This window comes from Thauera linaloolentis 47Lol = DSM 12138, from assembly GCF_000310205.1.
Classification (GTDB): Bacteria; Pseudomonadota; Gammaproteobacteria; order Burkholderiales; family Rhodocyclaceae; genus Thauera; species Thauera linaloolentis.
The window spans coordinates 19,511-37,023 of sequence record NZ_AMXE01000025.1 but is presented as its reverse complement, the minus strand read 5'-3'; the positions used below and the strand labels follow the sequence as shown (position 1 = coordinate 37,023).

Annotated in this window: 14 protein-coding genes; 7 read left to right on the top strand and 7 right to left on the bottom strand. The window is 67.3% G+C overall.

Annotated elements, in window-relative coordinates; translation table 11 throughout:
* Positions 1–135: 135 nt before the first annotated feature.
* On the bottom strand, positions 136–747 hold the full coding sequence (locus C666_RS08805) for a TetR/AcrR family transcriptional regulator (protein WP_004337076.1): 612 nt from the start codon (positions 745–747) through the stop codon (positions 136–138).
* Between the two features lie 139 nt (positions 748–886).
* On the opposite strand from C666_RS08805, the gene C666_RS08800 reads away from it, so the two are divergent.
* Positions 887–2,482, top strand: a complete 1,596-nt coding sequence (locus C666_RS08800) for a 4-hydroxyphenylacetate 3-hydroxylase family protein (RefSeq protein WP_004337075.1) — start codon at positions 887–889, stop codon at positions 2,480–2,482.
* A gap of 137 nt (positions 2,483–2,619) precedes the next feature.
* Positions 2,620–3,315, top strand: coding sequence for an alpha/beta fold hydrolase (locus tag C666_RS08795; protein ID WP_004337074.1), 696 nt, complete (start codon positions 2,620–2,622; stop codon positions 3,313–3,315).
* Positions 3,316–3,385: 70 nt separating this feature from the next.
* Here the strand turns inward: C666_RS08795 and C666_RS08790 are convergent, their stop codons facing one another.
* Positions 3,386–4,255: a LysR family transcriptional regulator gene (locus tag C666_RS08790; RefSeq protein ID WP_004337073.1), complete on the bottom strand. Its 870-nt coding sequence runs from the start codon at positions 4,253–4,255 to the stop codon at positions 3,386–3,388.
* A 130-nt stretch (positions 4,256–4,385) separates the two neighbouring features.
* Between C666_RS08790 and C666_RS08785 the strand changes: the two genes are divergently transcribed.
* Together C666_RS08785 and C666_RS08780 are read left to right on the top strand one after the other, a co-directional pair.
* Complete coding sequence (locus tag C666_RS08785; RefSeq protein WP_028792430.1) at positions 4,386–5,108, top strand: AzlC family ABC transporter permease; 723 nt, start codon at positions 4,386–4,388, stop codon at positions 5,106–5,108.
* Positions 5,098–5,406 carry an AzlD family protein gene (locus C666_RS08780; protein WP_004337070.1) on the top strand — a complete coding sequence of 103 codons (309 nt, stop codon included), beginning with the start codon at positions 5,098–5,100 and terminating at the stop codon, positions 5,404–5,406. Before C666_RS08785 ends, C666_RS08780 begins: the two co-directional genes overlap by 11 nt.
* Positions 5,407–5,565: 159 nt before the next feature.
* Here C666_RS08780 and glmS read toward each other — a convergent pair whose 3' ends face one another.
* Together glmS and glmU are read right to left on the bottom strand one after the other, a co-directional pair.
* Positions 5,566–7,392, bottom strand: a complete 1,827-nt coding sequence (gene glmS, locus C666_RS08775; RefSeq protein WP_004337069.1) for a glutamine--fructose-6-phosphate transaminase (isomerizing) — start codon at positions 7,390–7,392, stop codon at positions 5,566–5,568.
* Between the two features lie 57 nt (positions 7,393–7,449).
* Positions 7,450–8,811, bottom strand: coding sequence for a bifunctional UDP-N-acetylglucosamine diphosphorylase/glucosamine-1-phosphate N-acetyltransferase GlmU (gene glmU, locus C666_RS08770; protein ID WP_004337068.1), 1,362 nt, complete (start codon positions 8,809–8,811; stop codon positions 7,450–7,452).
* Positions 8,812–9,043: 232 nt separating this feature from the next.
* Between glmU and C666_RS08765 the strand changes: the two genes are divergently transcribed.
* Both C666_RS08765 and C666_RS08760 read left to right on the top strand, forming a co-directional pair.
* Positions 9,044–10,447 (top strand): bifunctional enoyl-CoA hydratase/phosphate acetyltransferase, encoded by a 1,404-nt coding sequence (locus C666_RS08765; RefSeq protein ID WP_004337067.1) that lies wholly within the window; start codon positions 9,044–9,046, stop codon positions 10,445–10,447.
* Positions 10,444–11,628, top strand: coding sequence for an acetate/propionate family kinase (locus tag C666_RS08760; RefSeq protein ID WP_004337066.1), 1,185 nt, complete (start codon positions 10,444–10,446; stop codon positions 11,626–11,628). The genes C666_RS08765 and C666_RS08760 overlap by 4 nt, the downstream gene beginning before the upstream one ends.
* Positions 11,629–11,684: 56 nt before the next feature.
* On the opposite strand, the gene C666_RS08755 is transcribed toward C666_RS08760, so the two are convergent.
* Positions 11,685–12,287: a LysE family translocator gene (locus C666_RS08755; RefSeq protein WP_004337065.1), complete on the bottom strand. Its 603-nt coding sequence runs from the start codon at positions 12,285–12,287 to the stop codon at positions 11,685–11,687.
* Between the two features lie 134 nt (positions 12,288–12,421).
* Here C666_RS08755 and C666_RS08750 point away from each other — a divergent pair, with 134 nt between their 5' ends.
* Positions 12,422–13,873, top strand: coding sequence for an aminotransferase-like domain-containing protein (locus tag C666_RS08750; RefSeq protein ID WP_004337064.1), 1,452 nt, complete (start codon positions 12,422–12,424; stop codon positions 13,871–13,873).
* Positions 13,874–13,888: 15 nt separating this feature from the next.
* Here C666_RS08750 and C666_RS08745 read toward each other — a convergent pair whose 3' ends face one another.
* Both C666_RS08745 and C666_RS08740 read right to left on the bottom strand, forming a co-directional pair.
* Positions 13,889–15,823 carry an LTA synthase family protein gene (locus C666_RS08745; protein WP_028792429.1) on the bottom strand — a complete coding sequence of 645 codons (1,935 nt, stop codon included), beginning with the start codon at positions 15,821–15,823 and terminating at the stop codon, positions 13,889–13,891.
* Positions 15,824–16,048: 225 nt separating this feature from the next.
* Positions 16,049–17,512 carry a glutamate synthase subunit beta gene (locus tag C666_RS08740; protein ID WP_004337062.1) on the bottom strand — a complete coding sequence of 488 codons (1,464 nt, stop codon included), beginning with the start codon at positions 17,510–17,512 and terminating at the stop codon, positions 16,049–16,051.
* Position 17,513: the final 1 nt, after the last annotated feature.

The window sequence follows — 17,513 nt, the reverse complement described above, 5'->3', positions numbered from 1 at the left end:
GGACGCGCAAGCTCCGATGCGTCCCCGGCATCGAGTGTCGGACCGCGCACGCGCATGACGTGACCGCGCAGCCGGACCGGAGGACGGTCGCCGCGCCTGGAAGGCTTGTCCGGCCGCAGCCCCCCGGCACCCGCGTCAGGAACGGGGAGCCGGCAGACGTTCGATGAGCGCGTCCATGTAACGCTCGAAGAGGATGTCCGGATTCTGCCTGAACAGGCGGATTCGGCCGGTGTTGTTCAGCACGAGCACGCCGACGATATGCGCAAATACGGCCGTGGTCTCGCTGACCGCCTCGTCCGTGCCCAGGCCCAGTGCCGTCAGTTGGGTCTCGACCGGCCGCAGGGCCGCCATCAACTGCTCGTTGAGCGTCTGGTTCAACCCGGGCGTCAGTCCCCTGGGCTCGGCCCCATTGAACAGATAGAAGCCCAGGTCCAGCTCCTTGGGGTTGTCGCGGTAGAACACGTAGAAAGCCCCGGCCTTGGCCCGCAACAGCGCATCTGGCGCCACAGCCTGCGCGCCGGCCGCCTCGACGACCCCGTTCAGGCGCTGCAAGGATTCGCCCAGCAGCGCGCCGTAGATCTCTTCCAGATTGGCAAAGTAGCTGTAGATGGCGCCGGGCGTGTAACCCGCCCGCTTGGCGATCCCGCGCAGGCTCGCGCCATCCAGCCCCAACTCGAAAAACGCCGTGCGCGCGGCATCCAGGATCAGGGTACGGCGCGCCTGGTTGAGCGCACGCTCCCTGAGCACGCGCGGTTCGGCAGGGGTCGCGCGGGCACGGGCTCCCGCTTTGCGAACAGTCGTTGACTCGGACATGGGCGCGATTCTACACTGCGCTTCAAATTGAACACTGTTCAATTTAATGAACATAAACCAACAAGGAGGCGACATGTCTGCCACGAACACCCGCGGTTTGATGGACGGTCAGGGGTATCGGGAATCCCTGCGGAAGTACAAGCCCACCGTCTATGTCGATGGGCAGTTGATCGAATCGGTCGTCGATGCCCCCTCGCTGCAGCCCGGAATCAACGCCTTGGCGGTCACCTACGATTTCGCCCACGACCCGGCCCTGGCGCCGCTGATGCTCGCGAAGCAGACGGCGTCGGGCAAGGCGGTCAACCGAATGCTGCACATCAACGAATCGGCCGGCGACCTGCTCAACAAGCTGGAAGCCATCCGCGTGCTCTGCCAGGAGACGGGCTGTGCCCAGCGCTACCTCGCGCACGACGCCCTCAACGGCATCGGGCAGGCCATGGCCAAACTGGACGACGCCCGGGGTTCGACGGCGTACCGGGCGAAATTCGCCGCCTACCTCCAGAAGGTTCAGGATGAGGACCTGACCCTGGGCATCGCGATGACCGACGCCAAGGGCGACCGCAGCAAGCGCCCCAACCAGCAGTTGAACCAGGACGTCTACGTCCACATCGTGGAGCGCAACGCCAGGGGCATCGTGATTTCCGGCACCAAGGCCATCGTCACCGGTGCCCCCTACGTGCATGAGTTTCTGGTCATGCCCTCGCGCAACATGCGCGAGGACGACAAGGACTTCGCCCTGTGCTGTGCCGTGCCGGTCGACGCGCCCGGAATCACGATCGTCGCCCGTCCGGCCGGACGCCCCGGCGAGAAGCCGGAACACGGCGCGCCGCTGTTCTCGCGCAAGTACGGCCAATCGACCGGCGTGGTCATCTTCGACAAGGTGTTCGTCCCGTGGGAGCGGGTGTTCCTGGCCGGGGAATGGGAGTTCTCGGGCGACGTCACCTACAACTATGCGACCCATCACCGCCATAGCTGCATCGCCGCGCGTGCCGGCTTCGGCGACCTGCTCATCGGTGCGGGTGCGCTGATGTGCGAGGCCAACGGCCTGGACCCGGACAAGAAGGCCAACCTGCGCGATCCGATGGTCGAACTGATCAAGATCACCGAGGGCTTCTACGCCTGTGGCGTGGCGGCGAGCGTCTATTCGGTGCAGGACCCGTACTCGAAGAGCTTCATGCCCGAGCCCGTGTATTCGAACATCGGCAAGCTGCTGCTCTCGACCCAGATCTACGACATGCACCGGCTCGCCCACGAAGTATCCGGCGGCCTGATCGTCGCCCTGCCGGGGCCCGACGAGGACCACAACCCCGCGACGGCGGCAACGCTTGCGGAAGTGCTGCGCGCCAACCCGGGCATCCCGTACGACAAGCGGATCGAGGTTTCCCGCTTCATCGAGGATCTGACCGCCTCCTACCAGGGCGGCTGGTACTCGCTGATCAGCCTGCACGGCGGCGGCTCCCCGACCGCGCTGAAGCAGGAGATCTGGCGCCACTATCCGGTGGGCAGCAAAGTCGAACTGGTCGAGCGGCTCCTGGAACGTGGCGTCCTGGCCGAGGACAACCGGGCGATCAGCAAGAACAAGCAGCCCGGGCGTTGCTGTGATGCAGGGTGCAGCCAGCCCGGTCAGACGTTCATGGTGCCGCTGCCGCAGGCGAACCAGCGCGCCTGAGCGTATTCTTGCCACGATCAGACGGGCCGGCTGCGAAGCAGACGCAATCGGCCGGCCCCGTCGAGCCCCCTCATTCTTGCGGCAACGGCGCCGGCCGCAGCCCGGCATCCGACCAGCGCACACCAGGAGCCAATCGCATGACCATTTTGTTCGTCCCGGGCTTCATGGCCGACAGCACGCTGTGGGACGACATGGTCGCGCTCCTCGACGCCCCCCGGCCATTGCAGTTCGCAAACCTGGATACCGGCGATTCGATACCCGGCATGGCGCTGGCCGTTCTCGATCAGGCGCCGGCCGACTTCGTGTTGGTGGGTTTCTCTATGGGTGGCTATGTGGCGCGCGAGATGGCGCGGCTGGCGCCCGACCGCGTGCAGGCGCTGGCCCTGATCGCAACCTCGGCACGGGAAGACAGCCCCGAACAGGCGCGGCGCAAGGCCTCGGCCTTACGCCAACTCTCCTCGGCCAGGTTCAGCGGCCTGGGCCGGGCATCGGTCACCGCCTCCGTGCACCCGAGCAGAAGCCGGGACGAGGGCTTGATCGAACGCGTGCGCGCCATGAGCATCAAGCTCGGCAAGGACGTCTTTGCGCGCCAGGCCGCGATTCAGCGCGACAGCGACATCGACGTGCTGTCGGAGATTCGTTGCCCGACGCTCATCGTCGCGGCCGACGGAGACCTTCTGCGAAGCATCGAGGAAGCAAAGGAGCTTGTGGCGGGTATTCCGGACGCCGAACTGGCCGTGATTCCAGGCTCGGGACACATGATTCCCCTGGAGGCTCCGCGAGCCCTGGCGGAGACCCTGTCGGGCTGGCTGAAGAAGACCCGCACCGCTTGACGGGGGGCCGCCGGCCTCGGTTCCAGCTCCGCTCAGCGCCTCATGCCCACCCTCTCGGCCGCCCGCTGCATCAAATGGTCGCCGACAAGCGCAGCGTCTTGACCAATAGTCCATAAAGGCTGTCCACCGCCTTGTTGCCGCGAGACTCACGGCTGCGGTAGACCGCCGCTTCCATGGGCGCCAGCGGCCCCAGGCCATGTGCGGCGCCCAGCACCTGCAGATGCGCCGGCGCGCTGCACTGGGTCAGTACCGCCACCGCCAGGCCGCTTTCCACCGCCGCGATCTGGCCAACCAGGCTGGAGCTGTTGTAGACGACCTTGTAGCGCCGCCCCTGCTGCGCCAGCGACTCGATCGCGCCTCGGCGCGCAAGACTGGCTTCCTCGTACACCGCGATCGGCAGCGGGTCGCGCCGCCACAGCTCGAACTGGGCCGATCCCACCCACACCATCGGCTCATGGAACAGCAGCGTGCCGCGCCGGGCGTGGTCGCGCGAGACCAGCGCCAGATCGAGGTCACCACCGGCCACGCGGGGGATCAGGGAGGTGGACTGTTCGCAATTCAGCTCGATCTCGACACCGCTGTGCTTGGGCGCGAAGCGCTTGAGCACCGGCGTCAGATACTTGGCGGCGTAGTCGTCCGGTACCCCCAGGCGCACGCGCCCGGTCAGTTCCTCGCCATGCAAGGCGGCCTGAGCCTCGGCCTGCAAGTCCAGCATGCGCCGAGCGTAGCCCAGCAGCGTCTGCCCGTCCGGCGTGAGCTGGAGCTTGCGCGGCCCCCGGTCGAGCAGGCGCCGGCCGAGCGCTTCTTCCAGCTTCTTGAGCTGCATGCTGACCGCCGACTGGGAGCGGTGCACCTCGCCCGCCGCGCTCGAGAGAGAACCGGTGTCCACCACCGCGACGAAGCACTTGAGCCAGTCGATCTGGAGATCATGCAGGGTCATGTCGGCCGTCTTTTCATCAGGTAATCGAATAGAAGCGATATGAATTTTGCGCTTTTCCGAACGTCCAGAACAAGCCACAGTCGGGGCCTGAAAACGCAGTCCACGATCAACGCCCGGACCCGACGCGACGATGCACGCGACAAACACACCCCTTCCGCAGTGCAAGCTCGACCGCCACCTGGTATGGGCGGGGTTCAGGCACATGGTCCCCATCGCCGTGTTCGTGCTGGTCTTCGGAGCCGCGTTCGGTCTGGCGGCCATGCAGTCCGGCCTGGACGCTGCCTGGGTGGTCCTCATGAGCACCCTGGTGTTTGCCGGCGCGGCGCAGTTTGCCGTGCTGGACCTGTGGGGCGCGCAAGTGCCGATCGTCGCCCTGGCGCTGACCGTATTCGCCATCAATGCCCGCCACCTGTTGATGGGCGCCACCCTCTACCCCTGGCTGCGTCAGCTTCCGCCCGCCCGGCGCTATGGCGTGATGGTGCTGGCGTCCGATGCGAACTGGGCCCTGGCGATGCAGGCATTCGGACGGGGGCAGCCGGGCCTGGGGATGCTGCTGGGCGGGGGCCTGGCGCTCTGGCTGTTCTGGGTGCTGGGCACCTGGCTGGGCACGCAGATAGGCGACGTCATTGCCGATGCCCGGCGCTGGGGGCTGGACATGGTCATGGGCTGCTTCCTGCTGGCCATGGTGGCCGGCGAACGGAAAAGCCTGCGCACGCTCGTCATCTGGGCCGTGGCGGCCTGTTCGTCCCTGGCGGCCTGCAGGTACCTGCCCGAAAACAGCCATGTCATGGCGGGTGCGCTGGCCGGCGGCGTGCTGGGCATGGCCTGGACGGAGCAGTCCCGTGAGCGTTGAGCCCCTGGGCTGGGGCCTGATGCTCATCGTGGCCGTCATGGCGGTGGTGACCCTAGCCACGCGCTGGGGCGGCGTCTTCATCATGTCCTTCGTGCCGATCGGCCGCCGCGTCAGGCAATTCATCGGCGCGATGTCCGGCTCCGTGCTGGTGGCCTTGCTGGCGCCGCTGGCAGTGCAGGGCGACGGCGGCGCCAGGCTGGCGCTGGCGACGACGGCCGCTGTCATGCTCGTGCTGAAGAAGCCCCTGCCGGCGATCGCCGCCGGCATTGCGGCGGCGGCGCTTTTCAGGCAGATCTGAGCATCCGCCGGAAAACGACAGAACCGCGAGAGCCGCAACCGCCGCTGCCCAAGGCGCCTCACGGGGGATTCAAGAAAAAACGCCCGGCGGCTGGCCGGGCGTTCTCGCGTTCTTTTCGCCTTCGGGCAGGCCGGAACGGCAGGCCCGGGCGCCGCGGGCTTACTCCACCGTCACCGACTTCGCCAGGTTTCTCGGCTTGTCTACATCAGTGCCCTTGACCAGCGCCGCGTGGTAGGACAGCAGTTGCAGCGGAATGACGTGCAGCACCGGCGACAGCATGCCGTAGTGTTCGGGCATGTGCAGGATGTGCACGCCTTCGGATTCGGGGATTTCGCTGCCGGCATCGGCGAACACGTACAGCTCGCCGCCGCGGGCGCGGACTTCCTGCAGATTGGACTTGAGCTTTTCCAGCAGTTCGTCGGCGGGCGACACGGCGATGACCGGCATGTCCTTGTCCACCAGGGCCAGCGGGCCGTGCTTGAGCTCGCCGGCGGCGTAGGCTTCGGCGTGGATGTAGGAGATTTCCTTGAGCTTGAGCGCGCCTTCCATGGCGATCGGCCAGTGGCTGCCGCGACCGAGGAAGAGCGCGTGCTCCTTGCCGGCGAAGCGCTGCGCCCACTTCTCGATCTCGGGTTCGAGTTCGAGCACCTTCTGCACCGCGACCGGCAGGTGGCGCAGCGCGGTGAGATGGCGGTTCTCATCCTCTTCGGACAGGCGGCCGTTGATCTTGGCCAGCGCCAGCGTCAACAGCGCGAAGGCGGCGAGCTGGGTGGTGAAGGCCTTGGTCGAGGCGACGCCGATCTCGGGACCCGCACGGGTGATGAAGCGCAGCGCGGTTTCACGCACGATGGCGGATTCGGGCACGTTGCAGATCGCCAGCGTACGTTCCATGCCGAGCGCCTTGGCATGCTTGAGCGCGGCCAGGGTGTCGGCGGTTTCGCCCGACTGCGAGATGACGACGACCAGGGTATCGGATTCGGGCACGGAGTCGCGGTAGCGGTATTCGCTGGCGATCTCGACCGTGACGGGCAGCTTGGCGATGGATTCGATCCAGTAGCGCGCGACCAGCCCGGCGTGGTAGCTGGTGCCGCAGGCCAGCACCAGCACGCGGCGCACGCCGTCGAACACCTCCGGCGCGCGCGCGCCGAAGTGTTGCGCGGCGATCGCGCCGCCGCCGGCGATCATTTCCAGCGTGTTGCCCAGCGCCTGGGGCTGCTCGAAGATTTCCTTCTGCATGTAGTGGCGGAACTGGCCCAGCTCGACCGCATCGGCCGACAGGCTGGACAGGTGGACTTCACGCTCGACCGGCGTGCCGTCGGCCAGCACCACGCGGTAGCTGTCGCGGCGCAGTTCGGCCAGGTCGCCGTCTTCCAGATACACGACCTTGCGCGTAACCTGCAGCAGCGCGGCGGTATCGGACGCGGCATACATGCCGTCCTCGGCCACGCCCAGCAGCAGCGGCGAGCCGCGGCGGGCGACGATGGCGCGGAAGGGATCGGCCTCGGCGAGCACGCCGATGGCGTAGGCGCCGACGAGTTCGTTGGTGGCCTGACGCACCGCCTCGAACAGGTCGGGCGTGCCCTGCAGCTTGCTGTGGATGAGGTGGGCGATGGCCTCGGTGTCGGTTTCGGACGTGAACACATAGCCGCGCGCCTGCAGGTCGGCCCTGATGGCTTCGAAGTTCTCGATGATGCCGTTGTGCACCACGGCAAGGCCATCGGAGATGTGCGGATGGGCGTTGCGCTCGGACGGCACGCCGTGCGTGGCCCAGCGCGTGTGGGCGATGCCGATGGTGGCGGAAAGCCGGCTGGCGTCGGCCAGGGCGGCAAGTTCGGCGACGCGGCCGGCGGAGCGCAGGCGGGTCAGTTCCCCCGACAGCACGGCAAGGCCGGCCGAGTCATAGCCGCGGTATTCGAGTTTGCGCAGCCCCTCCAGCAGGACGGGGACGACGTTGTTCGTTGCAATGGCGGTAACGATGCCACACATGGCGGGGCTTCCTTGAAGACGTGAGTGGTCGGGATGCGAAGGCGAAGCGGGCGGCGCTCAGCGCGGCTGCTTCACCGGGCGTTTCCAGTTCTCGAGGCTGATCTGCCGGACCCGGGTGACAGTGAGCTGGTCGGGCGGCGCATCCTTGGTCAGCGTGGTGCCGGCGCCCAGCGTGGCGCCGCGGCCGACGCGCACCGGCGCGACGAGCTGGGTGTCGGAGCCGATGAAGACCTCGTCCTCGATGATGGTGCGGTGCTTGTTGGCGCCATCGTAGTTGCAGGTGATGGTCCCGGCGCCGATGTTGACCTTGCTGCCGACGTCCGCGTCGCCCACGTAGGCCAGATGGTTGGCCTTGGAATGGTCGGCGATGACGCTGTTCTTGATTTCGACGAAGTTGCCCAGATGCACGTCGCTGCCGAGCACGGTGCCCGGGCGGGTGCGGGCGTAGGGGCCGATCACGCAGTCCTGGCCCATGGTGGTGCTGTCGACATGGCTGAAGGGCTCGATGCGGCTGCCGGCGCCGATGCGCGCATTGCGGATGACGCAGTTGGCGCCGATGCGCACCTTGTCGCCCAGTTCCACCGTGCCCTCGAACACGCAATTGGCGTCGATTTCGACGTCGCGCCCGACGCTGAGGCTGCCGCGCACGTCGATGCGCGCGGGGTCGATCAGGGTGACGCCCTCTTCCATCAGGCGGCGGGCGATGTTGCTCTGGTGGATGCGTTCCAGTTCGGCGAGCTGCACCTTGTTGTTGACGCCCAGCGTCTCGGCGAAGGCATCGGGCTGCACGCTGGTGATCTCGATGCCGTCGGCGACCGCCAGACCGATGATGTCGGTGAGGTAGTACTCGCCCTGGGCGTTGTCGTTGCCGATGCGGCCGAGCCAGTCGCGCAGCCGGGCGACCGGGGCGACGAGGATGCCGGTATTCACTTCCTGCACCTTGCGCTCGTCGTCGGTGGCGTCCTTCTCCTCGACGATGCGGGTGACCTGGCCGGCGCCGTTGCGCAGGATGCGGCCATAGCCGGCGGGGTTGTCCATCTTCACCGTCAGCAGGGCCAGGCGCTCGCCGCCGGCGGCAGCGACCAGGCGGCGCAGCGTCGGAACACCGATCAGCGGCACGTCGCCGTACAGTACCAGCGCCATGTCGCCGTCGGTCAGGTGCGGAAGGGCCTGCTGCACCGCATGCCCGGTGCCGAGCTGGGGCTCCTGCCGCGCCCACGCCAGGTCGGGCGCATCGAGATGCTCCCGCACCACTTCGCCGCCATGCCCATAGACCACGCAGATGCGCTGCGCATCGAGCGTGCGGGCGGTATCGAGCACATGCGCCAGCATCGGCTTGCCGGCGATGGGTTGCAGAACCTTGGGCAGAACCGAACGCATGCGCTTGCCCTGGCCAGCAGCGAGAACGACGACTTCCATGAGAGCCTTCCAGCGAGTTGGTGGAGTGGCGCGGAGTGTACCACTGCAACGCAGCATAATTTGTGAGCGAATGCATGGCGAATGCGTGAAAACCACAACGCTCGCGCGGCAAATCCTGGGTAAATTGACGCATTGCACAATTGACGCATTTTTGTGCTTATATTGGTCACGCGCAGCGGCTAGAATCGCGCGCTGCGACGCATATACAGAAAGCACACGAAAGAGAGCCGCCATGGAACATTCCGACACCCAGTTCATCCAGAACCGCACCTTCGACGAGATCCAGGTCGGCGATTTCGCCCAATTGGTCCGCACCCTGCGTCCGGAGGACATCCATCTGTTCGCAGCCATGTCCGGCGACGTCAATCCCACCCACGTCGACGTGGAATACGCCCGCTCGAGCCAGTTCCGCGAGGTCGTCGGCCACAGCATGTGGGGCAGCACGCTGATCTCCACGGTGCTCGGCACCGAATTCCCCGGCCCCGGCACGGTATATGTGTCGCAGGGACTCAACTTCTGGCGCCCGATCACGATCGGCGACACGCTGACGATTTCCGTCACCTGCAAGGAGAAGTTCGAGCACAACCACCACATCATCTTCGACTGCCTGGCGGTCAACCAGGACGGCCTGAAGGTCATCGACGGCATCGCCGAAGTGATGGCCCCGACCCAGAAGATCAAGCGCCAGCGCGTGACGCTGCCCGAAGTCACCATTTCCGACCGCGAACTGCGCTACCGCCACCTGCTGTCGGTGTCGGCCGGCCTGTCGCCGATTCCGATCGCGGTGGCACACCCGTGCGACAAGGAATCGCTGTCCGGTCCGGTACAGGCGGCCAAGGCCGGCCTGGTCGATCCGATCCTGGTCGGACCCGAGAACAAGATCCGCTCGGTGGCCGAAGAACACGGCATCGACATCAAGGGCTTCCGCATCGTCGATGCCGAGCACAGCCACGCCTCGGCCGCGACCGCCGTCGCGATGTGCCGCGACGGCCATGCCGAAGCGCTGATGAAGGGCTCGCTGCACACCGACGAGATGATGAGCCAGGTCGTCAAGAACCTGCGTACCGGCCGCCGCATCAGCCACGTTTTCCTCGCCGACGTGCCGACCTACCCGCATCCGCTGATGATCACCGACGCGGCGATCATGATCGAGCCGACACTCGAGGATAAGGTCGACATCATCCAGAACGCGATCGAACTCGCCCACATCCTCGGCCTGCCCGAACCCAAGGTCGCCATCCTGTCGGCGGTGGAAACCGTCACCTCCAAGATCCGCTCCACCATCGAAGCCGCCGCGCTGTGCAAGATGGCCGACCGCGGCCAGATCAAGGGCGGCCTGCTCGACGGCCCGCTCGCCTTCGACAACGCCGTGTCGCTGGTCGCGGCCAAGACCAAGGGCATCAAGTCGGTCGTCGCCGGCAATGCCGACATCCTGGTCGTGCCCGACCTCGAATCCGGCAACATGGTGGCCAAGCAGCTCGAATATCTCGCCAACGCGCTGATGGCCGGCGTGGTGCTGGGCGCGCGCGTGCCCATCGTGCTGACCAGCCGTGCCGACACCGCCGAAACCCGTGCCGCCTCGTGCGCCGTGGTGCAACTGATGGCGCACCGCAAGCGGGAGATGATCAAGCCATGAAAGCCGTTCTCGTCCTCAACGCGGGCTCCAGCAGCCTGAAGTTCGCGCTCTACCCGATCAACGGCGAAGTCGCTGTGGCGCCGGCCGTCTCCGGCCAGGTCGAAGGCATCGGCGCCACCCCCGAGATCACGCTGAAGACCGCCGCCGGCGAGCGCATCCACGAAGCGGTGCGCACCTCGGGCAGCCAGGGCACGCAGCACCGCGATGCCCTGGACCACGTCTTCCAGCTGCTGTCGGCGCACAATCCGAACCTGGACATCGCCGCCGCCGGCCACCGCATCGTGCACGGCGGCGAGCACTACAGCGCGCCGGTGGTGCTGAACGCCGGGCTCGTCGACGAGCTGGAGCGCTTCGTCCCCCTCGCCCCGCTGCACCAGCCGCACAACCTGCGCGCGGTACGTGCGGTGACGGCGCTGATGCCCTCCATCCCCCAGGTCGGCTGCTTCGATACCGCCTTCCACCGCACCCAGCCGGCCGTGGCCCAGGCCTTCGCGCTGCCGCGCCGCCTCTCGGCCGAGGGGGTCAAGCGCTACGGCTTCCACGGCCTGTCCTACGACTACGTCGCACGCCAGTTGCCCAAGATCATCGGCGAGCGTGCGCAAGGCGCGGTCGTCATCGCCCACCTGGGCAACGGCGCCTCGATGTGCGCCTTGCGCGGCGGCAGGAGCATGGCCTCGACGATGGGCTTCACTGCCGTCGAGGGCCTGATGATGGGCACCCGCACCGGTAGCCTGGACCCTGGCGTGATGCTCTACCTGATGGAGCAGAAAGGCATGGACGCCAAGGCGCTGACCAACCTGCTGTACAAGGAATCGGGCCTGCTCGGCGTGTCCGGCATCAGCCAGGACATGCGCACCCTGCTCACCTCCGACGCCCCCGAGGCCAAGGAAGCGGTCGACCTGTTCTGCTACCGCATCGCACGCGAACTCGGTTCGCTGGCGGCGGCGGCCGGCGGCCTGGATGCGCTGGTGTTCACCGGCGGCATCGGCGAGCATGCCGCCCCGGTGCGCGAAAAGGTTGCCGAGCTGGCGGCCTGGATGGGCATCGAGATCGACGCCGCAGCCAATGCCGACCATGCCCAGCGCATCGACGCCGCGGGCAGCCGCGTCGCGGTGGCGGTGGTGCCGACCAACGAAGAGCGCATGATCGCGCGCTACACGGCCGACGCGCTGGGGCTCTGACCCCGGCCACGGGCGCGGCCGGCCGGGCCGCGCCCGCCAGCGGCGCCGAAACGGCACTATCGCAGCAAGCCCGTCTCGTCGGCCGCGATCCACACCGCGGTCGCGGCAAGCAGCACCGCCATCGTGTAGTTGAAGGCGCGCAGCGCCAGCGGCTGCTGCAGCCATTCGCGCAGGCGCGCGCCCGCCACCGCCCACAACGCGATGCACGGCAGGTTGACCGCCATGCACACCAGCGCCAGCACGACCGCGGCCTGCCAGCCCGCATCCCGCGGCAGGAACAGGATGGCGGCGTTGAGCACCATCATCCACGCCTTCGGGTTGACCCACTGGAACAGCGCCGCACCGAGGAAGCCCAGCGGCGCAACCCGCCCGCCCTGGCCCGGCTGCCCTGCGCGCGCCTGGCGCGACGCCAGCCACAGCAGATAGCTGCAGCCTGCTGCAACCAGCGGCAGGCGCAGGGTATCGAGCCACGCCATCACCCAGGCCAGGCCGCTGGCCACGATCAAGGCCTGCACGCTGCTGCCGACACTGACGCCGAACATGTGCGGCAAGGTACGGCGAAAGCCGAAATTGACCCCACTGGCGGCGAGCATGATGTTGTTCGGCCCCGGCGTCACGGACATCGTGGCCACGTAAGTCATCAGCGGCAGGTCGATCATGTTGCGCTCCTCGGCGTCATCGGGAACACACTATACGAACCACGAATCGATGGTTACAGAGCCAGTTTTAAAAAAATAAACTGGGTACAATCAGCCATTCAAGACATCTGTAGCCATCACTGGGAGCCCGCACTGTGTCCTCTGCCGCCAGTCCGGCCACGCCACCGCTCTACCAGGCCTTGAGCGAAGAATTGCGCGAAGCGATCCGCGACGGCCGCCTGGGCGCCGGCGCGCGCCTGCCCTCGGTACGCGAGGCCGCCGCCAGCCGCGGCATCAGCATCAACACGGTGATCGCCGCCTATCGCCAGCTCGAAACCCAGGGGCTGGTCGACGCGCGGCCCCAGGCCGGCTACTTCGTCCGCACCCGCCTGGCCGTGCCGCCCGCGCCGCAGGCCGCGGCGGCCGAACCCAGTTCGGCAATGGCGGCCGAAAGCACGGTGCTGAACCGGATCACGACGGTCCTGGAAGCGCAGATGCGCCCGAACACCATCGACCTGTCGCTCGCCTGCCCGATGGGCAGCGATTTCTATCCCGGCGAAAAGCTCGGCCGCATCGTCGCCGGCCTGACCCGCCGCCACCCCGAGCTGCTGACCGACTATTCGCTGCCGCCCGGGCCGCTGGTGCTGCGCCGGGAAATCTGTCGCCACGCCGCCGAGCTGGGCATGCAGTTGCAGCCCGATGCCATCCTGCTCACCAACGGCTGCATGGAAGCGCTGCAACTGGCGCTGCGCGCCACCACCCGCAGCGGCGACACGGTCGGCCTCGAATCCCCGACCTACTTCAACCTGATCCCGCTGCTCGACCGCCTCGGCCTGAAGGCAATCGAGATCCCCACCCACCCCGAAGGCGGGCTGTCGCTGGATGCGCTCGAACTGCTGCTGTCTGAAAAGCGCCTGCAGGCGGTGGTCGCGATGCCGACCGTGCACAACCCGCTCGGCAGCAGCATGAGCCCGGCGGCCAAGCGGCGGCTGGCCGAATTGGCGCGCAGCTACCGCGTGCCGGTGATCGAAGACGCGCTGTACGCCGAGTTGCAGTTCAGCGCCCCGCTGCAGCCCACCGCCAAGGCCTTCGACCGGGACGGCTGGATCATCGTGTGCGCGTCCTACACCAAGACCCTGGCGCCGGGCATGCGGATAGGCTGGATGGAAGGCGGGCGCTACGGCCGCGAACTGGCTGAACTCAAGTTCTGCGCCTCGGTCGCGCAGCCGGCGCTGCTGTGCGAGGCGGTCGGCCGCTTTCTCGAAAGCGGCGGATACGGCCAGCACATGCGCCGCCTGCGCCGCACCTATGCCGCCCAGACCGAGCGCCTGCGCGGCCTGATCCACGATGCCTTTCCCACCGGCACGCGGGCTACGCAGCCCAGCGGCGGCTTCCTGGTCTGGGTGGAGCTGCCCGAGGGCTGCGAAACCAACCGCCTGTTCGACCTCGCCCTGCGGCGCGGCATCAGCATGACGCCGGGCAAGCTCTATTCGCCTTCCGGCCGCTATACCCGTCACCTGCGCCTGTCGGGCTGCTACCCGTTCACCGACCGCCACGTGCACGCGCTGATGACGCTGGGCGAACTGGCCAGCGGGCAGTTGCGCTGAGCGGCGCAGCGCCGCTCAGACGTCGTTGTCGGTGTCGTCGCCGATCGGCTCGGACACGTCTCCCCCGCCGATGTCTTCGATCTCCAGCTCCACGGTCTGCAGGCGGCGCAGGCGTTCGGGGGCCTTCAGGGCATGCTGCTCACCGTTGAACAGATCGCGCTTGAGCAGCGAAACGGCCTCGATCCAGGCGCGTGAGGCCTCGCACCCCAGTTGCACCTCGCCATCGCGGCACACCGTCAAGGCCTTGCCCTCCAGGCTGAAACGCACCCCGGGCAACGGCCGTACGCGCACCGCATCGTCGGCATGCGCGGCGAAACGCAGCATGCTTTCGCGCTCGTCGCCGAGCAGATCGAGGATCAGGGCCGGCAGCGCGTAGATCGGCAGGTCGCCGGTGCGGACCGGCCCCCGGCGGCCGTTGATGACGACGAGCGGCGTTGCGACGAGCGTCTTGAACATCGCATCGTCGAACTCGCTGCGATCCGCCGCGAGCAGGCCGGATTCGGCGTAGCCTCCGTAGTTCCAACCCAGCGAGGGCAGATGGTCGCCGAACAGCACGATGATGGCATCGGGATCACGCTGGCGCAGTTCGCGCAGGAAGGCCATCAGCTCGCGCGACTTGTAATGCACGGTGTTGGCATAGGCGCGCACCAGCACGTTGTCGGCCTTGGCATCGATGATGTCCGGGCGGGCCTCGTTGAGCGGATAGTCGAGATGGCCGAAGTAGGTCAGCACGTAGTTGAACAGCGGCGGGCCGCCGTCCAGATCCGGCCCGATGCGCTCGAGCACCTGGCGATACAGCGACGCATCGCTGAGGAACTCGCCATTCATGTCGTCGAGCGCGAAGTCGCGGTCGGACCAGTACTGATCGAAGCCCACGCGGCGATAGGCATTGACGCGGTTCCAGAACGGCGCGGCATTGGGGTGGGAGGCGATGCTGCGGTAGCCGGCCTCGCCCAGGTGGCGCGGCAGACAGGGCACGTCGCGGCGCAGGCGGCCCTCGAAGAACACGCCGTCGGTGTGCACCGGAAAGCCGCACAGGGCCTCGAATTCGGCATTCGCGGTATAGCCGCCGAACACCGGCGACAGCGCGCTCGCGCCGCCCCCGGCCCTCCACAGCCTGCGGAACTCCGGATCGAGCGGATCGGACGACAGGCCGGCTGCCTTCAATGGCAGCGGGTCCCAGAAGGATTCGAGCACGATCATATGCACGTTGCGGCCCGTGCCGTCGCTTCTCCGCTGCGCCGCCTTGAAGAAGCCGCTGGGCGCCTTCGCGCCGAGCAGCCTCATGGCCTGGTCAACTTCATCCATCTGCGGCGGCGGCGTGCGCCGCGAGAGATTGCGCGCCGTCTCCTGCACCAGGTGGATCGGCAGACCGCGCATTTCATAGTTGCCGCGCTGGTTCCACACCCAGTCGCCGAAGCGGGCATCCATCCACCCGACCACCGGCACGGGATGCTTCGCCACCGCCATGACCGCCAGCACCACGCCCGCCAGCGCCAGCCACGCCCGCGGCTGCCGCCAGGCAAACATCCACAGCAGCGCCGCCAGCGGCAGCGCCAGCATGGCGGCGCTGCCCCACAACTGCCAGCCTTCGAGCAACAGGAAGAGATTCTTCGCCGCGATGAAATCGTCCGGCATCACCGGCCCGCCGAGCACCGCGAGCTTGATCGCATTGGACACCGTGAACGCCGAGAACAACACCATCATCGCCAGCGCAAAGCGCTTCAGGCTGCGTGCCATAGCGAACAGCAGCCCGCCCACGAGCAGATGCGCGCCGAGGTCCTGCGCCCACGCCTGCGCTGCGGGCGACACGCCGATGAAGAAAGCGGCACCGGCCTGTGCGGCCAGGTACCACAACGCCACGAGCCCCAGCACGCACACCCATTCACGTGCCTTCGTGGCGGCGATGGCCGGAACGGCCGATGACGGAGAGCGGGTGGAACACGGCACGGCGGCACTCCGGACGAAGTCGGAGCGCAATAATACCGCTGTAACATAATCGTGATAAGCAATGCAGCCCGGACATGCGGCGATCCGGCACGCGGAATTGCCACAAGGTATTGCTGCCCCACGGAATCAGCGCTCCGCCCCGGCGCGGGAATCCAATGCGCTTCGCCCGGAAAGACGGCGAGGCGGCCCGCAGGTCGCCTCGCAATCCCTTACATCCGCCAGCCGTCAGCGCGGCAACAGGCTCCCGCCCATCAGGAATTCATCGACGGCGCGCGCGCACTGGCGCCCTTCCCTGATTGCCCACACCACCAACGACTGCCCGCGGCGGATGTCGCCAGCGGCGAACACCTTGGGCACGCTGGTCGTGTAGCAGCCGTCCCCATCGGTGCTCGCCCTGGCATTGCCGCGCGCATCCTTGTCCACGCCGAAGGCTTCCAGCACGCCGCCCACCGGGTTGGTGAAGCCCATCGCGAACAGCACCAGGTCGGCCTTGATCTCGAATTCCGAGCCCGGCACTTCGGACATCCTGCCGTCCTTCCATTCCAGACGACAGGCCTTGAGCGCCTTGACCTTGCCGTTCTTGCCGATGAACTCCTTGGTTGCGACCGCAAAGTCGCGCTCGCAGCCTTCGTCGTGCGAGGACGAAGTGCGCAGCTTGGTCGGCCAGTACGGCCAGGTCAGCGGCTTGTTCTCCTGCGCGGGCGGCATCGGCATCAGCTCGAACTGGGTGACGCTCGCCGCGCCATGGCGGTTGGAGGTGCCGACGCAGTCCGAGCCGGTGTCGCCGCCGCCGATGACGACCACATGCTTGCCCTTGGCCGAGATCGGGTTAGGCGTGTCGCCCGTCACCTGCTTGTTCTGCGGGATGAGGAACTCGAGCGCGAAATGCACGCCGCCGAGCTCGCGGCCCGGCACCGGCAGGTCGCGCGGCACTTCGGCACCGCCCGCCAGCACGACGGCGTCGAAATCCTGCTGCAACTGCTCGGCGCTGATGACTTCCCTGGCGTCGTTGACGATACCGGCGGGCATGTCCTTGGCCCCGACGAGCACGCCGGTGCGGAAACGCACGCCCTCGGCCTGCATCTGCTCGACGCGGCGGTCGATGAGCCACTTTTCCAGCTTGAAGTCGGGGATGCCGTAGCGCAGCAGCCCGCCGACGCGGTCGTTCTTCTCGAACACCGTCACGTCGTGGCCGGCACGCGCCAGTTGCTGGGCGACGGCGAGGCCGGCGGGGCCGGAGCCGACCACCGCGACCTTGCGACCGGTCTTCTCGTCCGCAGGCTGCGGCACGACCCAGCCTTCGTCCCAGGCCTTGTCGATGATCGCATGCTCGATAGACTTGATGCCCACCGCGTCGGTGTTGATGTTCAACGTGCATGCCGCCTCGCAGGGTGCGGGGCAGATGCGGCCGGTGAACTCAGGGAAGTTGTTGGTCGAATGCAGCACCTCGATCGCCTCGCGCCAATGGCCGCGATACACGAGGTCGTTCCAGTCGGGAATGATGTTGTTGACCGGGCAGCCGTTGTTGCAGAACGGGACGCCACAGTCCATGCAGCGCGCGCCCTGGATGGCAGCCTGCTCATCATTCAGGCGGACGACGAATTCCTTGTAGTTCTTCAGGCGCTTGTCGACCGGCGCATAGGCTTCGGACAGACGCTGATATTCCATGAATCCGGTTGGCTTGCCCATT